The sequence below is a fragment of the Variovorax paradoxus genome, from assembly GCF_030815855.1.
GTDB classification, from domain to species: Bacteria; Pseudomonadota; Gammaproteobacteria; order Burkholderiales; family Burkholderiaceae_C; genus Variovorax; species Variovorax paradoxus_M.
Map to the genome: position 1 here is coordinate 3,734,177 of NZ_JAUSXG010000001.1, position 13,117 is coordinate 3,747,293.

General features: G+C 64.9%; 15 protein-coding genes. 11 read left to right on the forward strand and 4 right to left on the reverse strand.

Annotated elements, in window-relative coordinates; genetic code table 11:
• Nucleotides 1–48: 48 nt before the first annotated feature.
• The 4 genes from QFZ42_RS17940 to QFZ42_RS17955 are packed head-to-tail and all read right to left on the reverse strand — an operon-like array spanning nucleotide 49 to nucleotide 3,399.
• A complete protein-coding gene (locus QFZ42_RS17940) occupies nucleotides 49–600 on the reverse strand; it encodes a hypothetical protein (protein ID WP_307702254.1) in 552 nt (183 codons plus the stop codon).
• 27 nt (nucleotides 601–627) lie between these two features.
• On the reverse strand, nucleotides 628–1,626 hold the full coding sequence (locus tag QFZ42_RS17945; protein WP_307702255.1) for an HpcH/HpaI aldolase/citrate lyase family protein: 999 nt from the start codon (nucleotides 1,624–1,626) through the stop codon (nucleotides 628–630).
• A complete protein-coding gene (gene tam, locus QFZ42_RS17950; protein WP_307702256.1) occupies nucleotides 1,623–2,399 on the reverse strand; it encodes a trans-aconitate 2-methyltransferase in 777 nt (258 codons plus the stop codon). The genes QFZ42_RS17945 and tam overlap by 4 nt, the downstream gene beginning before the upstream one ends.
• A gap of 13 nt (nucleotides 2,400–2,412) precedes the next feature.
• Nucleotides 2,413–3,399, reverse strand: a complete 987-nt coding sequence (locus QFZ42_RS17955; RefSeq protein ID WP_307702257.1) for a malate dehydrogenase — start codon at nucleotides 3,397–3,399, stop codon at nucleotides 2,413–2,415.
• Nucleotides 3,400–3,583: 184 nt separating this feature from the next.
• Here QFZ42_RS17955 and QFZ42_RS17960 point away from each other — a divergent pair, with 184 nt between their 5' ends.
• The 11 genes from QFZ42_RS17960 (at nucleotide 3,584) to leuD (ending at nucleotide 13,111) form a co-directional block, all read left to right on the forward strand.
• Nucleotides 3,584–4,339 (forward strand): GntR family transcriptional regulator, encoded by a 756-nt coding sequence (locus QFZ42_RS17960; protein WP_307702258.1) that lies wholly within the window; start codon nucleotides 3,584–3,586, stop codon nucleotides 4,337–4,339.
• A 219-nt stretch (nucleotides 4,340–4,558) separates the two neighbouring features.
• Complete coding sequence (gene sdhC, locus QFZ42_RS17965) at nucleotides 4,559–5,005, forward strand: succinate dehydrogenase, cytochrome b556 subunit (protein ID WP_307702259.1); 447 nt, start codon at nucleotides 4,559–4,561, stop codon at nucleotides 5,003–5,005.
• Nucleotides 5,006–5,018: 13 nt separating this feature from the next.
• A complete protein-coding gene (gene sdhD / locus QFZ42_RS17970; RefSeq protein ID WP_281149609.1) occupies nucleotides 5,019–5,384 on the forward strand; it encodes a succinate dehydrogenase, hydrophobic membrane anchor protein in 366 nt (121 codons plus the stop codon).
• 15 nt (nucleotides 5,385–5,399) lie between these two features.
• Complete coding sequence (sdhA, locus tag QFZ42_RS17975; protein ID WP_307702260.1) at nucleotides 5,400–7,208, forward strand: succinate dehydrogenase flavoprotein subunit; 1,809 nt, start codon at nucleotides 5,400–5,402, stop codon at nucleotides 7,206–7,208.
• A gap of 47 nt (nucleotides 7,209–7,255) precedes the next feature.
• Nucleotides 7,256–7,957, forward strand: coding sequence for a succinate dehydrogenase iron-sulfur subunit (locus QFZ42_RS17980; protein WP_055804283.1), 702 nt, complete (start codon nucleotides 7,256–7,258; stop codon nucleotides 7,955–7,957).
• Nucleotides 7,958–7,976: 19 nt separating this feature from the next.
• Nucleotides 7,977–8,300: an FAD assembly factor SdhE gene (locus QFZ42_RS17985; RefSeq protein WP_307702261.1), complete on the forward strand. Its 324-nt coding sequence runs from the start codon at nucleotides 7,977–7,979 to the stop codon at nucleotides 8,298–8,300.
• A gap of 25 nt (nucleotides 8,301–8,325) precedes the next feature.
• Nucleotides 8,326–9,636, forward strand: coding sequence for a citrate synthase (gene gltA / locus QFZ42_RS17990; RefSeq protein ID WP_307702262.1), 1,311 nt, complete (start codon nucleotides 8,326–8,328; stop codon nucleotides 9,634–9,636).
• Nucleotides 9,637–9,760: 124 nt separating this feature from the next.
• Entirely contained in the window at nucleotides 9,761–9,901 is a 141-nt protein-coding gene (locus QFZ42_RS17995) for an entericidin A/B family lipoprotein (RefSeq protein WP_307702263.1), read from the forward strand.
• Nucleotides 9,902–10,018: 117 nt separating this feature from the next.
• Nucleotides 10,019–10,981 carry a LysR substrate-binding domain-containing protein gene (locus QFZ42_RS18000; RefSeq protein WP_307702264.1) on the forward strand — a complete coding sequence of 321 codons (963 nt, stop codon included), beginning with the start codon at nucleotides 10,019–10,021 and terminating at the stop codon, nucleotides 10,979–10,981.
• A 43-nt stretch (nucleotides 10,982–11,024) separates the two neighbouring features.
• Entirely contained in the window at nucleotides 11,025–12,446 is a 1,422-nt protein-coding gene (gene leuC / locus QFZ42_RS18005) for a 3-isopropylmalate dehydratase large subunit (protein ID WP_307702265.1), read from the forward strand.
• A gap of 14 nt (nucleotides 12,447–12,460) precedes the next feature.
• A complete protein-coding gene (gene leuD / locus QFZ42_RS18010; protein ID WP_307702266.1) occupies nucleotides 12,461–13,111 on the forward strand; it encodes a 3-isopropylmalate dehydratase small subunit in 651 nt (216 codons plus the stop codon).
• Nucleotides 13,112–13,117: the final 6 nt, after the last annotated feature.

A 13,117-nucleotide genomic window follows, 5' to 3' on the forward strand; every position in this document is an offset into this window, starting at 1 on the left:
CGGTACGGCAAGCAAGAGCCGCACCGCACCCCGTGTTGGGTACTCTTCTTACTTCTTGGCCGCGTCGGCACCTTCGAACAGGTCCTTCGGTGGGTTCTTCTTCATTTCCGCAGCGAAGGCGACCTGGGCTTCGGTCTGGCATTCGTCGGCGAGGCGCAGGCCGGCCTTCTGGTTCATCAGCATCGACTTGTTGCCGAGCTGCAGCCACATGGCGCCGGCGCGCGGGTCTTCGAGGCGGATGGCGCCGGTGCGGCTTTCGACCGGGTGCATGCGGAACTTCTGGCCCTTGGTCGAGACATTGAAGAAGCCCGGCTTCTTCTCGTCGGCCGTCACGGTCACGTCGGCGCCGAGCTCGCACTGGGCCTTGCCGAGCGAAACGCGCTTCGCGACTTCGAGATCGGCATCGGTCAGCACGATGTTGGTTTCGTCCGCAATGGGCGTGACCTCCTCGACGGCCTTGGCGGCCTTGCGGGTGACCTGCCTCTTGGCGGGCGCCTTCTTGGCTTCGGCGTTGGCGGCGGGCTTGGCCGGGGCGGTCTGCGCGCTGGCGGCGAATGGGAGTGCCAGGGCCAGGGCGGCGATGAGTGCAATTTTCTTCATGAGGGTTTCCTTGAGGAGTCGTAGGTTTCAGGAGGCCGCGAGTGCAAACCAGGCTTTTGCCTCTGCAGGCAGCGCGCGCCCTGTTGCATGGGCGCGCGTCAGCACTTGCCAGAAATGGCGATAGCTCGCGCGGTCGTGCAATGTGCCATCAATTTGTGTCGGCGCCCAATTCGCGCGTGCGGCATTTGTAATGATTTCTACGGCAATTTGAATCTGGGCCTCGTCCGGCGCAAACGCCTCGAGGATCGGCCGGATCTGGCTCGGGTGAATGCTCCACATGCGCGTGTAGCCGAATTCGGTGGCCGCCTTGCGGGCCGCCGTGCGCATGGCGCCGGTGTCGCTGAACTCGGTAACCACGCAATGCGAAGGCACCTTGCCATACGCATGCGCCGCCGATGCAATCGCCAGCTTGGCGCGCACCACCAGCGGATGCGTGAACTGCCCGGCCGCGCCCATGCCGTCGGCGGGAATGGCGCCAGCATGAGCCGAAACGAAGTCCATCAGGCCGAAGCTCAGCGATTGCACGCGCGGATGCGCCGCGATTTCGAACGCGTGGTGCACGGCCAGCGGCGACTCGATGAGCACGTGCAGCGGCAGTGCATCGGCATCCGCCGCCTCGAGGGCTGCGACAGCCTGCAACACATCGGCCACGGACTCGACCTTGGGCACCATCAGGTGGCTGAGCCGGTGGCCGGCCCGTCCGGCAATGGTGACCACGTCGCCCGCGAAGGCCGCGTGATCGACCGGATGAACGCGCACGCCGACGCGCATGCCCGGCTTTGCAGCGAGCGCCAGTTCGGTCACGAGCGCCGCATGCTCCGCCTCGCCGCCCACGGGGGCGCCGTCTTCGCAGTCGAGGGTGACGTCGAACACGCAAGCGCCGAACTCCTCGGCCATCTCGGCCTGGAGCGCGAGGCTCTTCTTCATGCGCGCTTCAACGCCGCTGTAGTGGTCGCACACGGGCAGCGTCACGGCGCCTGCTTGTGCACCGAGCAGCACTTCGCCCGGATGAATGGCCTTCGTCATGCTTTTCTCTGCGCCACGATGAACATGCGCGGAAAGGCCAGCAATCGCTTGCCGTCTGCGCGTGCGGGATAGGCCTGATCGACACGGCGCTCGTACTCGGCGAGGTAGCTTGCCTGCAGGTCGGCCGGCAAGCGGTCGACGAAAGGCTTGAGCCCCGTGCCGCGCACCCATTCGACGATGGCCGCGGCATCGGCCATGGGGTGCTGGTAGATGGTGTGCCACACATCGACCCTGGCCGCTTGGGGCGCCAGCAGGTCGTAGTAGCCGCCGAGCGGCAACAACAGGGTGCGCATGCGGTCGGCGTCGCCGATGGGCTCGGCCCAAGGCGCTTCGGCGGCCACGGCGCGCATCAGGCGGTGCGTGGGCTCTTCGCGGTTATCGGGCATCTGGATGGCGAGCACGCCACCCGGCGCCAGCGCAGCGAACAGGCGCGGGATCAGCGTTTCGTGGTCCGGCACCCACTGCAGGGCTGCGTTGGCATAAATAAGGTCGGGCGCTTCTTGCGGCGCCCAGGTCGCGATGTCGCTCAACTCGAAGCGCGCTTGCGGCAGGCGCTCGCGTGCGCTGGCCAGCATGGCTTCGGAGTTGTCGGTCCCGGTGACTTGCGCCTTCGGGAACCGATGGACCAGCAGCTCGGTGGAATTGCCCGGCCCGCAACCGAGGTCGACCGCGCGGGCCGCCTCCGGCAACGGTACCCGCGCCAGGAGTTCCTGTGCGGGTCGGGTGCGCTCGTCCTCGTAGCGACGGTATAGCGCGGGGTTCCAGTCGAGCATGCCGGTGCTGCGATTACAGGAGGTGCGCAACGCCGGCTTGTTCGCCTTGCAGCTCTTCCAGCGTCTTGTTGATGCGTTCCTGGCTGAAGGCGTCGATTTCCAGGCCTTCGACCAGCTTGTACTCGCCGTTTTCGCAGGTGACCGGGAAGCCGAACATCGTGTCCTTCGGAATGCCGTACTGGCCGTCCGACGGGATGCCCATGGTGACCCACTTGCCGTTGGTGCCCAGGGCCCAGTCGCGCATGTGGTCGATGGCGGCGTTGGCGGCCGATGCGGCCGACGACAGGCCGCGGGCTTCGATGATGGCCGCGCCGCGCTTGCCGACGGTCGGCAGGAAGGTGTTGGCGTTCCATTCCTGGTCGTTGATCATCTTGGCGACGCTTTCGCCCTTGATGGTGGCAAAGCGGTAGTCGGCGTACATCGTGGGCGAGTGGTTGCCCCAGACGGTGAGCTTCTCGATGTCGGCCACGGGCTTGCCGGTCTTGGCGGCGATCTGGCTGGCGGCGCGGTTGTGGTCCAGGCGTAGCATGGCGGTGAAGTTCTTGCGCGGCAGGTCGGGTGCGCTCTTCATCGCGATGTAGGCGTTGGTGTTGGCGGGGTTGCCGACCACCAGCACCTTGACGTTGCGGCTGGCGACGGCGTTCAGGGCCTTGCCCTGCGCCGTGAAGATGGCGCCGTTGACGGCCAGCAGCTCGGCGCGTTCCATGCCCGGGCCGCGCGGACGCGAGCCGACCAGGAGCGCGTAGTCGGCATCCTTGAAGGCGGTCATCGGGTCGCCGTGGGCTTCCATGCCGGCCAAGAGCGGGAATGCGCAGTCGTCGAGTTCCATCATCACGCCCTTGAGCGCCTTCTGGGCTTTTTCGTCGGGGATTTCGAGCAGTTGCAGGATGACCGGCTGGTCTTTGCCGAGCATTTCGCCCGACGCGATACGGAACAACAGGGCGTAACCGATTTGGCCGGCGGCACCGGTGACGGCAACGCGGACGGGTTTTTTGCTCATGGGAAGACTCCAGAAGGTGGTGAAACGGTATCGGCGGGCGCGCGTGGCGCCGATGGTCCTGCAGGGCGGGAATCCTTCCCGCGGCGCAGGCCGGCCCGCATTTTAAGCCGAATCGAGGTGGCTCGTCTTATGTCTTATATAAGATATGCTCAGGGGCTCCGCCACGGCGCACCCCACCGCTGCCATGAATGCCACCGTCCTCGAAGACTCTGCGACGCCCTCCTTCAGTCCGCTCTATCAGCAGATCAAGACATTGATCCTGCAGAGCCTGCAGGCCGGCGAGTGGAAGCCGGGCGAGCCGATTCCGAGCGAGATGGACCTTGCAGCGCGCTATCGCGTGAGCCAGGGCACGGTGCGCAAGGCCATCGACGAGCTGGCGGCCGAAAACCTGCTGGTGCGGCGCCAGGGCAAGGGCACCTTCGTCGCCACGCATGCCGAGCAGCACGTGCAGTACCGCTTTCTGAAGCTCGTGCCCGATGTCGGCACCCCGAGCACCGAAGGCCCGGCCGAGCGCACCATCGTCGATTGCCGCCGCCAGCGCGCCTCGGCCGACGTGGCGCGCGCACTGGGCCTGCGCACGGGCGACGCGGTGCTGCAGGTGCGGCGCGTGCTCGCCTACGGGGGCGTGCCCACGATTCTCGAAGACCTCTGGCTCCCCGGCGCGCCGTTCAAGGGCCTTACGGCCGAGCGGCTGCGCGCTTGGCCGGGGCCGATGTACGCGATGTTCGAGACCGAATTCGGCGTGCGCATGGTGCGCGCGGAAGAAAAAATCCGCGCGGTGCTCCCGGATGCGGAGCAGGCGGCGTTGCTCGACGTGTCGCTGCAAATGCCCTTGCTCAGCGTGGAGCGGCTGGCCCACACCTATCACGACACGCCGATGGAATTGCGCCGCGGCCTCTATCGCACTGACACGCACCACTACCGGAACCAGCTCGGCTGAGGTCACGCCAAGATGAACCCACGATCCAGCCGCAGCGCAGCGCCAGCCCCTCGTGGGCAACACGCTACGAAGTCAATAGCATCCGACTGCGGCGCTGCGCCGACGCGGGCACCTCCGCCATGCAATGGTGCATTGCAATAGAATTTTGCGTTGTTTGCATTCCGCAGAAGAAACAAAAGCGTTCGCTCTCAGAACAAGCCACCACGAAAGCCTCCCCCAATGACAGAGCTTGCAACTCCTCCCCGGCCGCCGCGCCGCGAATTCCGAAACATCAATGCCTTCACCGATCTCACGACCTACCGGCTGCCCCCGGCGGGCATCGTGTCGATCCTGCACCGCGTGAGCGGCGTGCTCATGTTCCTGCTGCTGCCGTTCATCATCTGGATGTTCGACACCTCGCTGTCGTCGGACTATTCGTTCGCCAGGTTCAAGGCCGCCTTCAACAGCGGCCTCGGTTTCGTTCCGGGCTGGTTCATCAAGCTGGTCGCTCTCGCGCTGATCTGGAGCTACCTGCACCACTTCATCGCCGGCCTGCGCCATCTCTGGATGGACGTGAGCCATGCCGCCGTCACCAAGGAGTTCGGCCACACGTCGGCCCTGGTCACGCTGGCCCTGAGCATTCTGCTCACCGTGGTGCTCGGCGCCAAGTTGTTCGGCCTGTACTGAGAAGGAGCCCACCATGTCTGTGAATTACGGCTCCAAGCGCATCGTCGTCGGCGCACATTACGGTCTGCGCGACTGGCTCAGCCAGCGCATCACGGGCGGCCTGATGGCGCTCTTCACGATCATCCTGCTCGCGCAGCTGATCTTCACGCGCGGCCCGCTGGGCTACGACCTCTGGGCCGGCATCTTCGCCGCGCAGTGGATGAAGGTGCTGACCTTCTCCGTGATCGCTTCCCTGCTCTATCACGTCTGGGTCGGCATGCGCGACGTGTGGATGGACTACGTCCAGCCCGTCGGCATTCGCCTCGCCCTGCAAATTTTCACCATCGTCTGGCTTGTCGGTTGTGCGGGTTGGGCCATTCAAGTGCTTTGGAAGATCTGACCTGACACCCCCACCATGACCTACACAAAAGAACAAATCACCAAGCGCAAGTTCGACGTCGTGATCGTCGGTGCCGGCGGCTCCGGCATGCGCGCCTCGCTGCAACTGGCCCGCGCCGGCCTGAACGTGGCCGTGCTCTCCAAGGTGTTCCCCACCCGTTCGCACACCGTGGCTGCCCAAGGCGGCGTGGGCGCTTCGCTCGGCAACATGAGCGAAGACAACTGGCACTACCACTTCTACGACACGATCAAGGGCTCCGACTGGCTCGGCGACCAGGACGCGATCGAGTTCATGTGCCGTGAAGCGCCCAAGGTCGTGTACGAGCTCGAACACTTCGGCATGCCGTTCGACCGCAACCCCGACGGCACCATTTACCAGCGTCCGTTCGGCGGCCACACGGCCAACTACGGCGAAAAGCCCGTGCAGCGCGCCTGCGCCGCGGCCGACCGCACCGGCCACGCCATGCTGCACACGCTCTACCAGAAGAACGTCGAGGCGCGCACCCAGTTCTTCGTCGAGTGGATGGCACTCGACCTGATCCGCGACGACGAAGGCGACGTGGTCGGCGTGACGGCGCTCGAAATGGAAACCGGCGACCTGCACATCCTGCAGGCCAAGACGGTGCTGCTGGCCACCGGCGGCGCAGGACGCATCTTCCAGGCCTCGACCAATGCCTTCATCAACACCGGCGACGGCCTGGGCATGGCCGCGCGCTCGGGCATTCCATTGCAGGACATGGAGTTCTGGCAGTTCCACCCGACCGGCGTGGCCGGTGCCGGCGTGCTGCTGACCGAAGGCTGCCGCGGCGAAGGCGCCATTCTGCTCAACAGCAATGGCGAGCGCTTCATGGAGCGCTATGCGCCCACGCTGAAAGACCTGGCACCGCGCGACTTCGTGTCGCGCTCGATGGACCAGGAAATCAAGGAAGGCCGCGGCTGCGGTCCCAACAAGGACTACGTGCTCTTGAAGCTCGACCACCTCGGTGCCGAGACCATCCACAAGCGCCTGCCCTCGGTGTACGAAATCGGCGTCAATTTCGCCAACGTCGACATCACCAAGGAACCGATTCCCGTGGTGCCGACCATCCATTACCAGATGGGCGGCATTCCGACCAACATCAACGGCCAGGTCGTCATCCAGAAGGGTGAAGAGAACAGCGCCGTGGTGAACGGGCTCTACGCCGTGGGCGAATGCTCCTGCGTGAGCGTGCACGGCGCGAACCGCCTGGGCACCAACTCGCTGCTCGACCTGCTGGTGTTCGGCCGCGCAGCCGGCAACCACATCGTCGAGTTCAACGACAAGTTGAAGGAACACAAGGAACTGCCCAAGGATGCGGCCGACCGCACGCTGGAGCGCCTGAACCGCCTCGAATCCGCCACCGGCGGCGAATACGCGCAGGACGTGGCCGGCGAGATCCGCACCGTCATGCAGCAGCACGCCGCCGTGTTCCGCAAGCAAGCCTCGATGGACGAAGGCGTGGTCAAGATCGCCGCGGTGCGCGAGCGTGTCAACGCCATCGGCCTGAAGGACAAGTCGAAGGTGTTCAACACCGCGCGCATCGAAGCGCTCGAAGTCGACAACCTGATCGAAGTGGCGCAGGCCACGATGGTCTCGGCCGCCGCCCGCAAGGAATGCCGCGGCGCCCACACGGTGGAAGACTACGAACGCCCGGCGGACGACCCGGTCGCACCGCTCGGCCGCGACGACGCGAACTGGATGAAGCACACGCTCTGGTACAGCCAGGACAACCGCCTCTCGTACAAGCCGGTCAAGCTGCAGCCGCTCACCGTGGCCTCGGTTCCGCCGAAGGTCCGCACGTTCTAAACACGGCTCACAGTCAGCCCACAAAAAGCATTCACAAGGTCACTACGATGAAGCGCACATTCCAGATCTACCGCTACGACCCGGACAAGGACGCCAAGCCCTACATGCAGACCATCGAGATCGAACTCGACGGCCATGAGCGCATGCTGCTCGACGCCCTGATGAAGCTCAAGGCGCAAGACCCCACGCTGTCGTTCCGCCGCTCATGCCGCGAAGGCGTCTGCGGTTCCGACGCGATGAACATCAACGGCAAGAACGGCCTCGCCTGCCTGACCAACATGCTCACGCTCAAGGGCACGATCGTGTTGAAGCCGTTGCCGGGCCTGCCGGTGATCCGCGACCTGATCGTGGACATGACGCAGTTCTTCAAGCAGTACAACTCGATCAAGCCGTACCTGCAGAACGACAACGTGCCGCCCGAGAAGGAGCGCCTGCAGTCCCCCGAGGAGCGCGACGAGCTCAACGGCCTGTACGAGTGCATCCTGTGCGCGAGCTGCTCCACGAGTTGCCCGAGCTTCTGGTGGAACCCCGACAAGTTCGTGGGCCCCGCCGGCCTGCTGCAGGCCTACCGCTTCATCGCCGACAGCCGCGACGAAGCCACCGCCGAACGCCTGGACAACCTCGAAGACCCGTACCGCCTGTTCCGCTGCCACACGATCATGAACTGCGTCGACGTGTGCCCGAAGAACCTGAACCCCACCAAGGCCATCGGCAAGATCAAGGAACTGATGGTGCGCCGCGCCATCTGAACCTTTCCCGAGAGAAACCATGCAAACCGCTGCCGAACTCGCACAGCCGATCAGCGAACGCGCGCTGAGCAAGCTGAAATGGCGCTGCCGGCGCGGTCTGCTCGAGAACGACCTGTTCATCGCCCGCTTCTTCGAGCGGCACGAATCCCGCATGACCATCGGCCAGGCGGGAGCGATGGAGACCTTGATGGACCTGTCGGACAACGACCTCCTCGATCTTCTGCTGCGAAGAAAGGAACCCGAGCCCGCATGGGCCGGGGCCGAGGTGGTCGAGTTGCTGCAGTTGATGCGCACCGACGGCGCGCAGCGTCCCGCCACCTCCGTTTCCTCTTCGCCCTCCTGAATACTCCTCCTGAAAGAAACCCGAAATGAAAGCTTCCGATATCAAGGCCACGCTGTCGTTCAGCAACGGCGGCGACAGCGTCGAACTGCCGATCTACAAGGGCACCGTGGGGCCCGACGTGATCGACATCCGCAAGCTCTATGCGCAGACCGGCATGTTCACCTATGACCCGGGTTTCATGTCGACGGCTGCATGCCAGTCGGCCATCACGTACATCGACGGCGACAAGGGCGAACTGCTGTACCGCGGCTATCCCATCGAGCAGCTCGCCACCAACTGCGACTTCCTCGAAACCTGCCACCTGCTGCTCTACGGCGAGCTGCCCGATCAGGCCAAGAAGACCAACTTCACCAAGCTCGTGACCAACCACACGATGGTCAACGAGCAGATGCAGTTCTTCCTGCGCGGCTTCCGCCGCGACGCGCACCCGATGGCCATCATGACCGGCCTGGTGGGCGCGCTGTCGGCCTTCTATCACGACAGCACGGACATCAACAATCCCGAGCACCGCGAGATCGCCGCGATCCGCCTGATCGCGAAGATGCCCACGCTCGTGGCCATGGCCTACAAGTACACGATCGGCCAGCCGTACATGTACCCGAAGAACGACCTGAGCTACGCGGGCAACTTCCTGCACATGATGTTCGCCACGCCGTGCGAAGAGTACAAGGTGAACCCGGTGCTCGAGCGCGCGCTCGACCGCATCTTCATCCTGCACGCGGACCACGAGCAGAACGCATCGACCTCGACCGTGCGCCTGTGCGGCTCGTCGGGCACCAACCCCTTCGCGGCCATTGCAGCCGGCGTGGCCTGCCTCTGGGGCCCGGCCCACGGCGGCGCCAACGAAGCGGCGCTGAACATGCTCTACGACATCCAGAAGGAAGGCGGCGTGGAGAAGATCGGCGAGTTCATCAAGAAGGTCAAGGACAAGAACTCGAACGTCAAGCTCATGGGCTTCGGCCACCGCGTGTACAAGAACTACGACCCGCGCGCCAAGCTGATGCAGGAAACCTGCAACGAAGTGCTGACCGAACTGGGCCTGGAAAACGATCCGCTGTTCAAGCTCGCCAAGGAACTCGAAAAGATCGCCCTGGAAGACGAGTACTTCGTGTCGCGCAAGCTCTACCCGAACGTCGACTTCTACTCGGGCATCGTGCAGCGCGCCATCGGCATTCCGGTGCCGCTGTTCACCGCGATCTTCGCGCTGGCCCGCACGGTCGGCTGGATTGCCCAGCTGAACGAAATGATCGGCGATCCCGAGTACAAGATCGGCCGCCCGCGCCAGCTGTTCGAAGGTTCGCCGAAGCGCAACGTGCAGCCCATCGCCAAGCGCTGATCGTCGTTTCCGGCGCTCATCCCTGAAAGCTGCCCTCGGGCAGCTTTTTTGCGTCTTGGCTGACATGCGGCACCCGGAAGCCGGCGATAGGCTGCAAAGCACTTAAAGCCGAAGGAGTTCCACCATGAAGTCGCTTGCCGCATTGTTCGCCGTCACGTTTGCCCTTGCCGTGCCGCTGTCGGGTTGCAACACCTGGAGAGGAGCCGGCCAGGACGTGCAGAAGGCCGGGGAAAAGATGGAAGATTCGTCCAAGAAGCGCCAGTGACGCCTCTTTTCGCTCATCGCGCGCCGACAGCAATGTCATCGCGCATGGCGATGACTCAAAGCTAAAAACAGGGGGAAAATACAGGCCTCCATCTCCATACGAGATGCCGAGACCCGCATGCCCCCTTCCACAGCTTCCGAACGCAGCTTCGCCCGGCGCATCGACCTCACGTCGCTGCAGCTGTTCGTCGCCGTTTGCGAACTCGGCAGCATCGGGCGCGCGGCGGAGCGCGAATTCATTGCCGCCTCGGCCATCAGCAAGCGGCTGTCGGACCTCGAAGCCACGCTGGGCACCACCCTTCTCTACCGCCATGCGCGCGGAGTCGATCTTTCGCCCGCGGGCGAAAGCCTGCTGCACCATGCGCGCTCGGTGCTCTACAGCCTCGAGAAGATGCAGGGCGAACTCAGCGAATACGCCGAAGGCGTGCGCGGCCATGTGCGGGTGCATGCCAACATTTCGGCCATCGTGCAGTTTCTCCCGGAGGATCTCGGCGCCTTCACGCGCGAGCACGACGCGATCAAGATCGACCTCGAAGAGCACCTGAGCAACGAAGTGGTGCGCGCGGTCCAGGAAGGCGCCGCCGATCTCGGCATCTGCCATATTCCCGACGGCACGAACGATCTGCAGACGCTGCCCTACCGCCACGACCGGCTCGCGCTGATCGTGCCCGCCGGACATCCGCTCGCCGCCCAGGGAGCGATCGACTTCGCCGCCTCACTCGATTACGACCACGTCGGCCTGCACACCAACAGCTCGATCTACGTGGCCATGCACCAGGCCGCGGTCGAGGCGGGCCGCAGCGTCAAGCTGCGCATCCACGTGACCGGGCTCGACGCCATGTGCCGCATGATCGACAACGGACTAGGCATCGGCGTGATGCCGCAGCGCGCGTTCGAGCTGCTGCAGGCGGGCATCGGCAGCCGCCTTTGCAGCGTGGCGCTGAACGACGCCTGGTCCCACCGCGAAATCCGCCTGGTGGCGCGCGACTTCTCGACCTTGCCGGTGGCCGCGCGCACACTGGTCAACCACCTGCGCGCGCCGGCGGTCGCCCACGAAGCCGCCGAGCCCGTGGCCGCATAGAAAACAAGACAATTCATCTCCCCACGAAAGACAAGAGAACGACATGGCACGCACGCTCTACGACAAGATCTGGGACGAACACGTCGTCCACACCGAGGAAGACGGCACCGCGATCCTCTACATCGACCGCCACCTGGTGCACGAAGTCACCAGCCCGCAGGCCTTCGAAGGCCTGCGCGAAGCCGGCCGCAAGCTGTGGCGCATCAGCTCGGTCGTGGCCACGGCCGATCACAACACGCCGACAACCGGCTGGGAACGCGGCTACGAAGGCATTGCCGACCCGACCAGCAAGGAACAGGTCACCACGCTCGACAAGAACATCGCCGAATTCGGCGCCGCCGCGTTCTTTCCGTTCCTGAGCAAGCGCCAAGGCATCGTGCACGTGATCGGGCCCGAATCGGGCGCCACGCTGCCGGGCATGACGGTGGTCTGCGGCGACTCGCACACCTCCACGCACGGCGCTTTCGGCGCGCTGGCGCACGGCATCGGCACCAGCGAGGTCGAGCACGTGATGGCCACGCAGACGCTGCTCGGCAAGAAGGCGAAGAACATGCTCGTGAAGGTCGAGGGCAAGCTGCCGTTCGGCTGCACCGCCAAGGACATCGTGCTCGCGATCATCGGCAAGATCGGCACCGCCGGCGGCACCGGCTACACCATCGAATTCGCAGGCTCGGCCATTCGCGACCTGAGCATGGAAGGCCGCATGACCGTCTGCAACATGGCCATCGAGGCCGGCGCGCGCGCGGGGCTGGTGGCGGTCGACGAAAAGACCATCGGCTACGTGAAGGGCCGCCCGCTCGCGCCCACGGGCGTGGAGTGGGATCAGGCCGTCAGCTACTGGCGCACGCTGCAGTCCGACCCCGACGCGAAGTTCGACGCCGTGGTCGAGCTCGACGCGGCGCAGATCCAGCCGCAGGTGACCTGGGGCACTTCGCCCGAGATGGTGGTCGACATCAACGGCCGCGTGCCCGACCCCGAGAAGGAAAAAGACGCCAGCAAGCGCGGCGCCATCGAGCGCGCGCTGGTCTACATGGGGCTGGAGCCGAACAAGGCGATCAACGACATCTTCATCGACAAGGTGTTCATCGGCTCGTGCACCAACAGCCGCATCGAGGACATGCGCGAAGCCGCCGCGGTGGTGAAGAAGCTCGGCCAGAAGGTCGCGAAGAACGTGAAGCTCGCCATGGTGGTGCCGGGCTCCGGCGTGGTGAAGGAACAGGCCGAGCGCGAAGGCCTCGACGTGATCTTCAAGGCCGCGGGCTTCGAATGGCGCGAGCCCGGCTGCTCGATGTGCCTGGCGATGAACGCCGACCGGCTGGAACCGGGCGAACGCTGCGCATCGACCAGCAACCGCAATTTCGAAGGCCGCCAGGGCGCCGGCGGCCGCACCCACCTCGTGAGCCCGGCCATGGCCGCCGCGGCCGCGGTGCACGGCCACTTCGTCGACGTGCGCACCTTCGCCTGACCTGGAGACATCACATGCAGAAATTCACCGTGCACAAGGGCCTCGTGGCCCCGATGGACCGCGAGAACGTCGACACCGACGCGATCATTCCGAAGCAATTTCTCAAGTCGATCCGCAAGACCGGCTTCGGGCAGAACCTGTTCGACGAATGGCGCTACCTCGACGCCGGCTTTCCGGGCCAGGACCCGGTCAGCCGCAAGCCGAACCCCGATTTCGTGCTGAACCAGCCGCGCTACGCCGGCGCATCGGTGCTGCTGGCGCGCAAGAACTTCGGCTGCGGCTCGTCGCGCGAGCACGCGCCGTGGGCGCTCGACCAGTACGGCTTCCGCGCGATCATTGCGCCGAGCTATGCCGACATCTTCTTCAACAACAGCTTCAAGAACGGCCTGCTGCCGATCGTGCTGCCCGAAGCGCAAGTCGCGCAATTGTTCGACGAGACCTTTGCCTTCCCCGGCTACACGCTGACCATCGACCTGGAACGCCAGGTGGTGGTGAAGCCCGACGGCGGCGAGTTCGCATTCGACGTGCAGGCCTTCCGCAAGTACTGCCTGATCAACGGGCTGGACGACATCGGCCTCACGCTGCGCCACAAGGACAAGATCAAGGCTTTCGAGGCCGAGCGCCTGGCGCAGAAGCCCTGGCTCGCGCACTCGATGATTGCCTGATCGGCA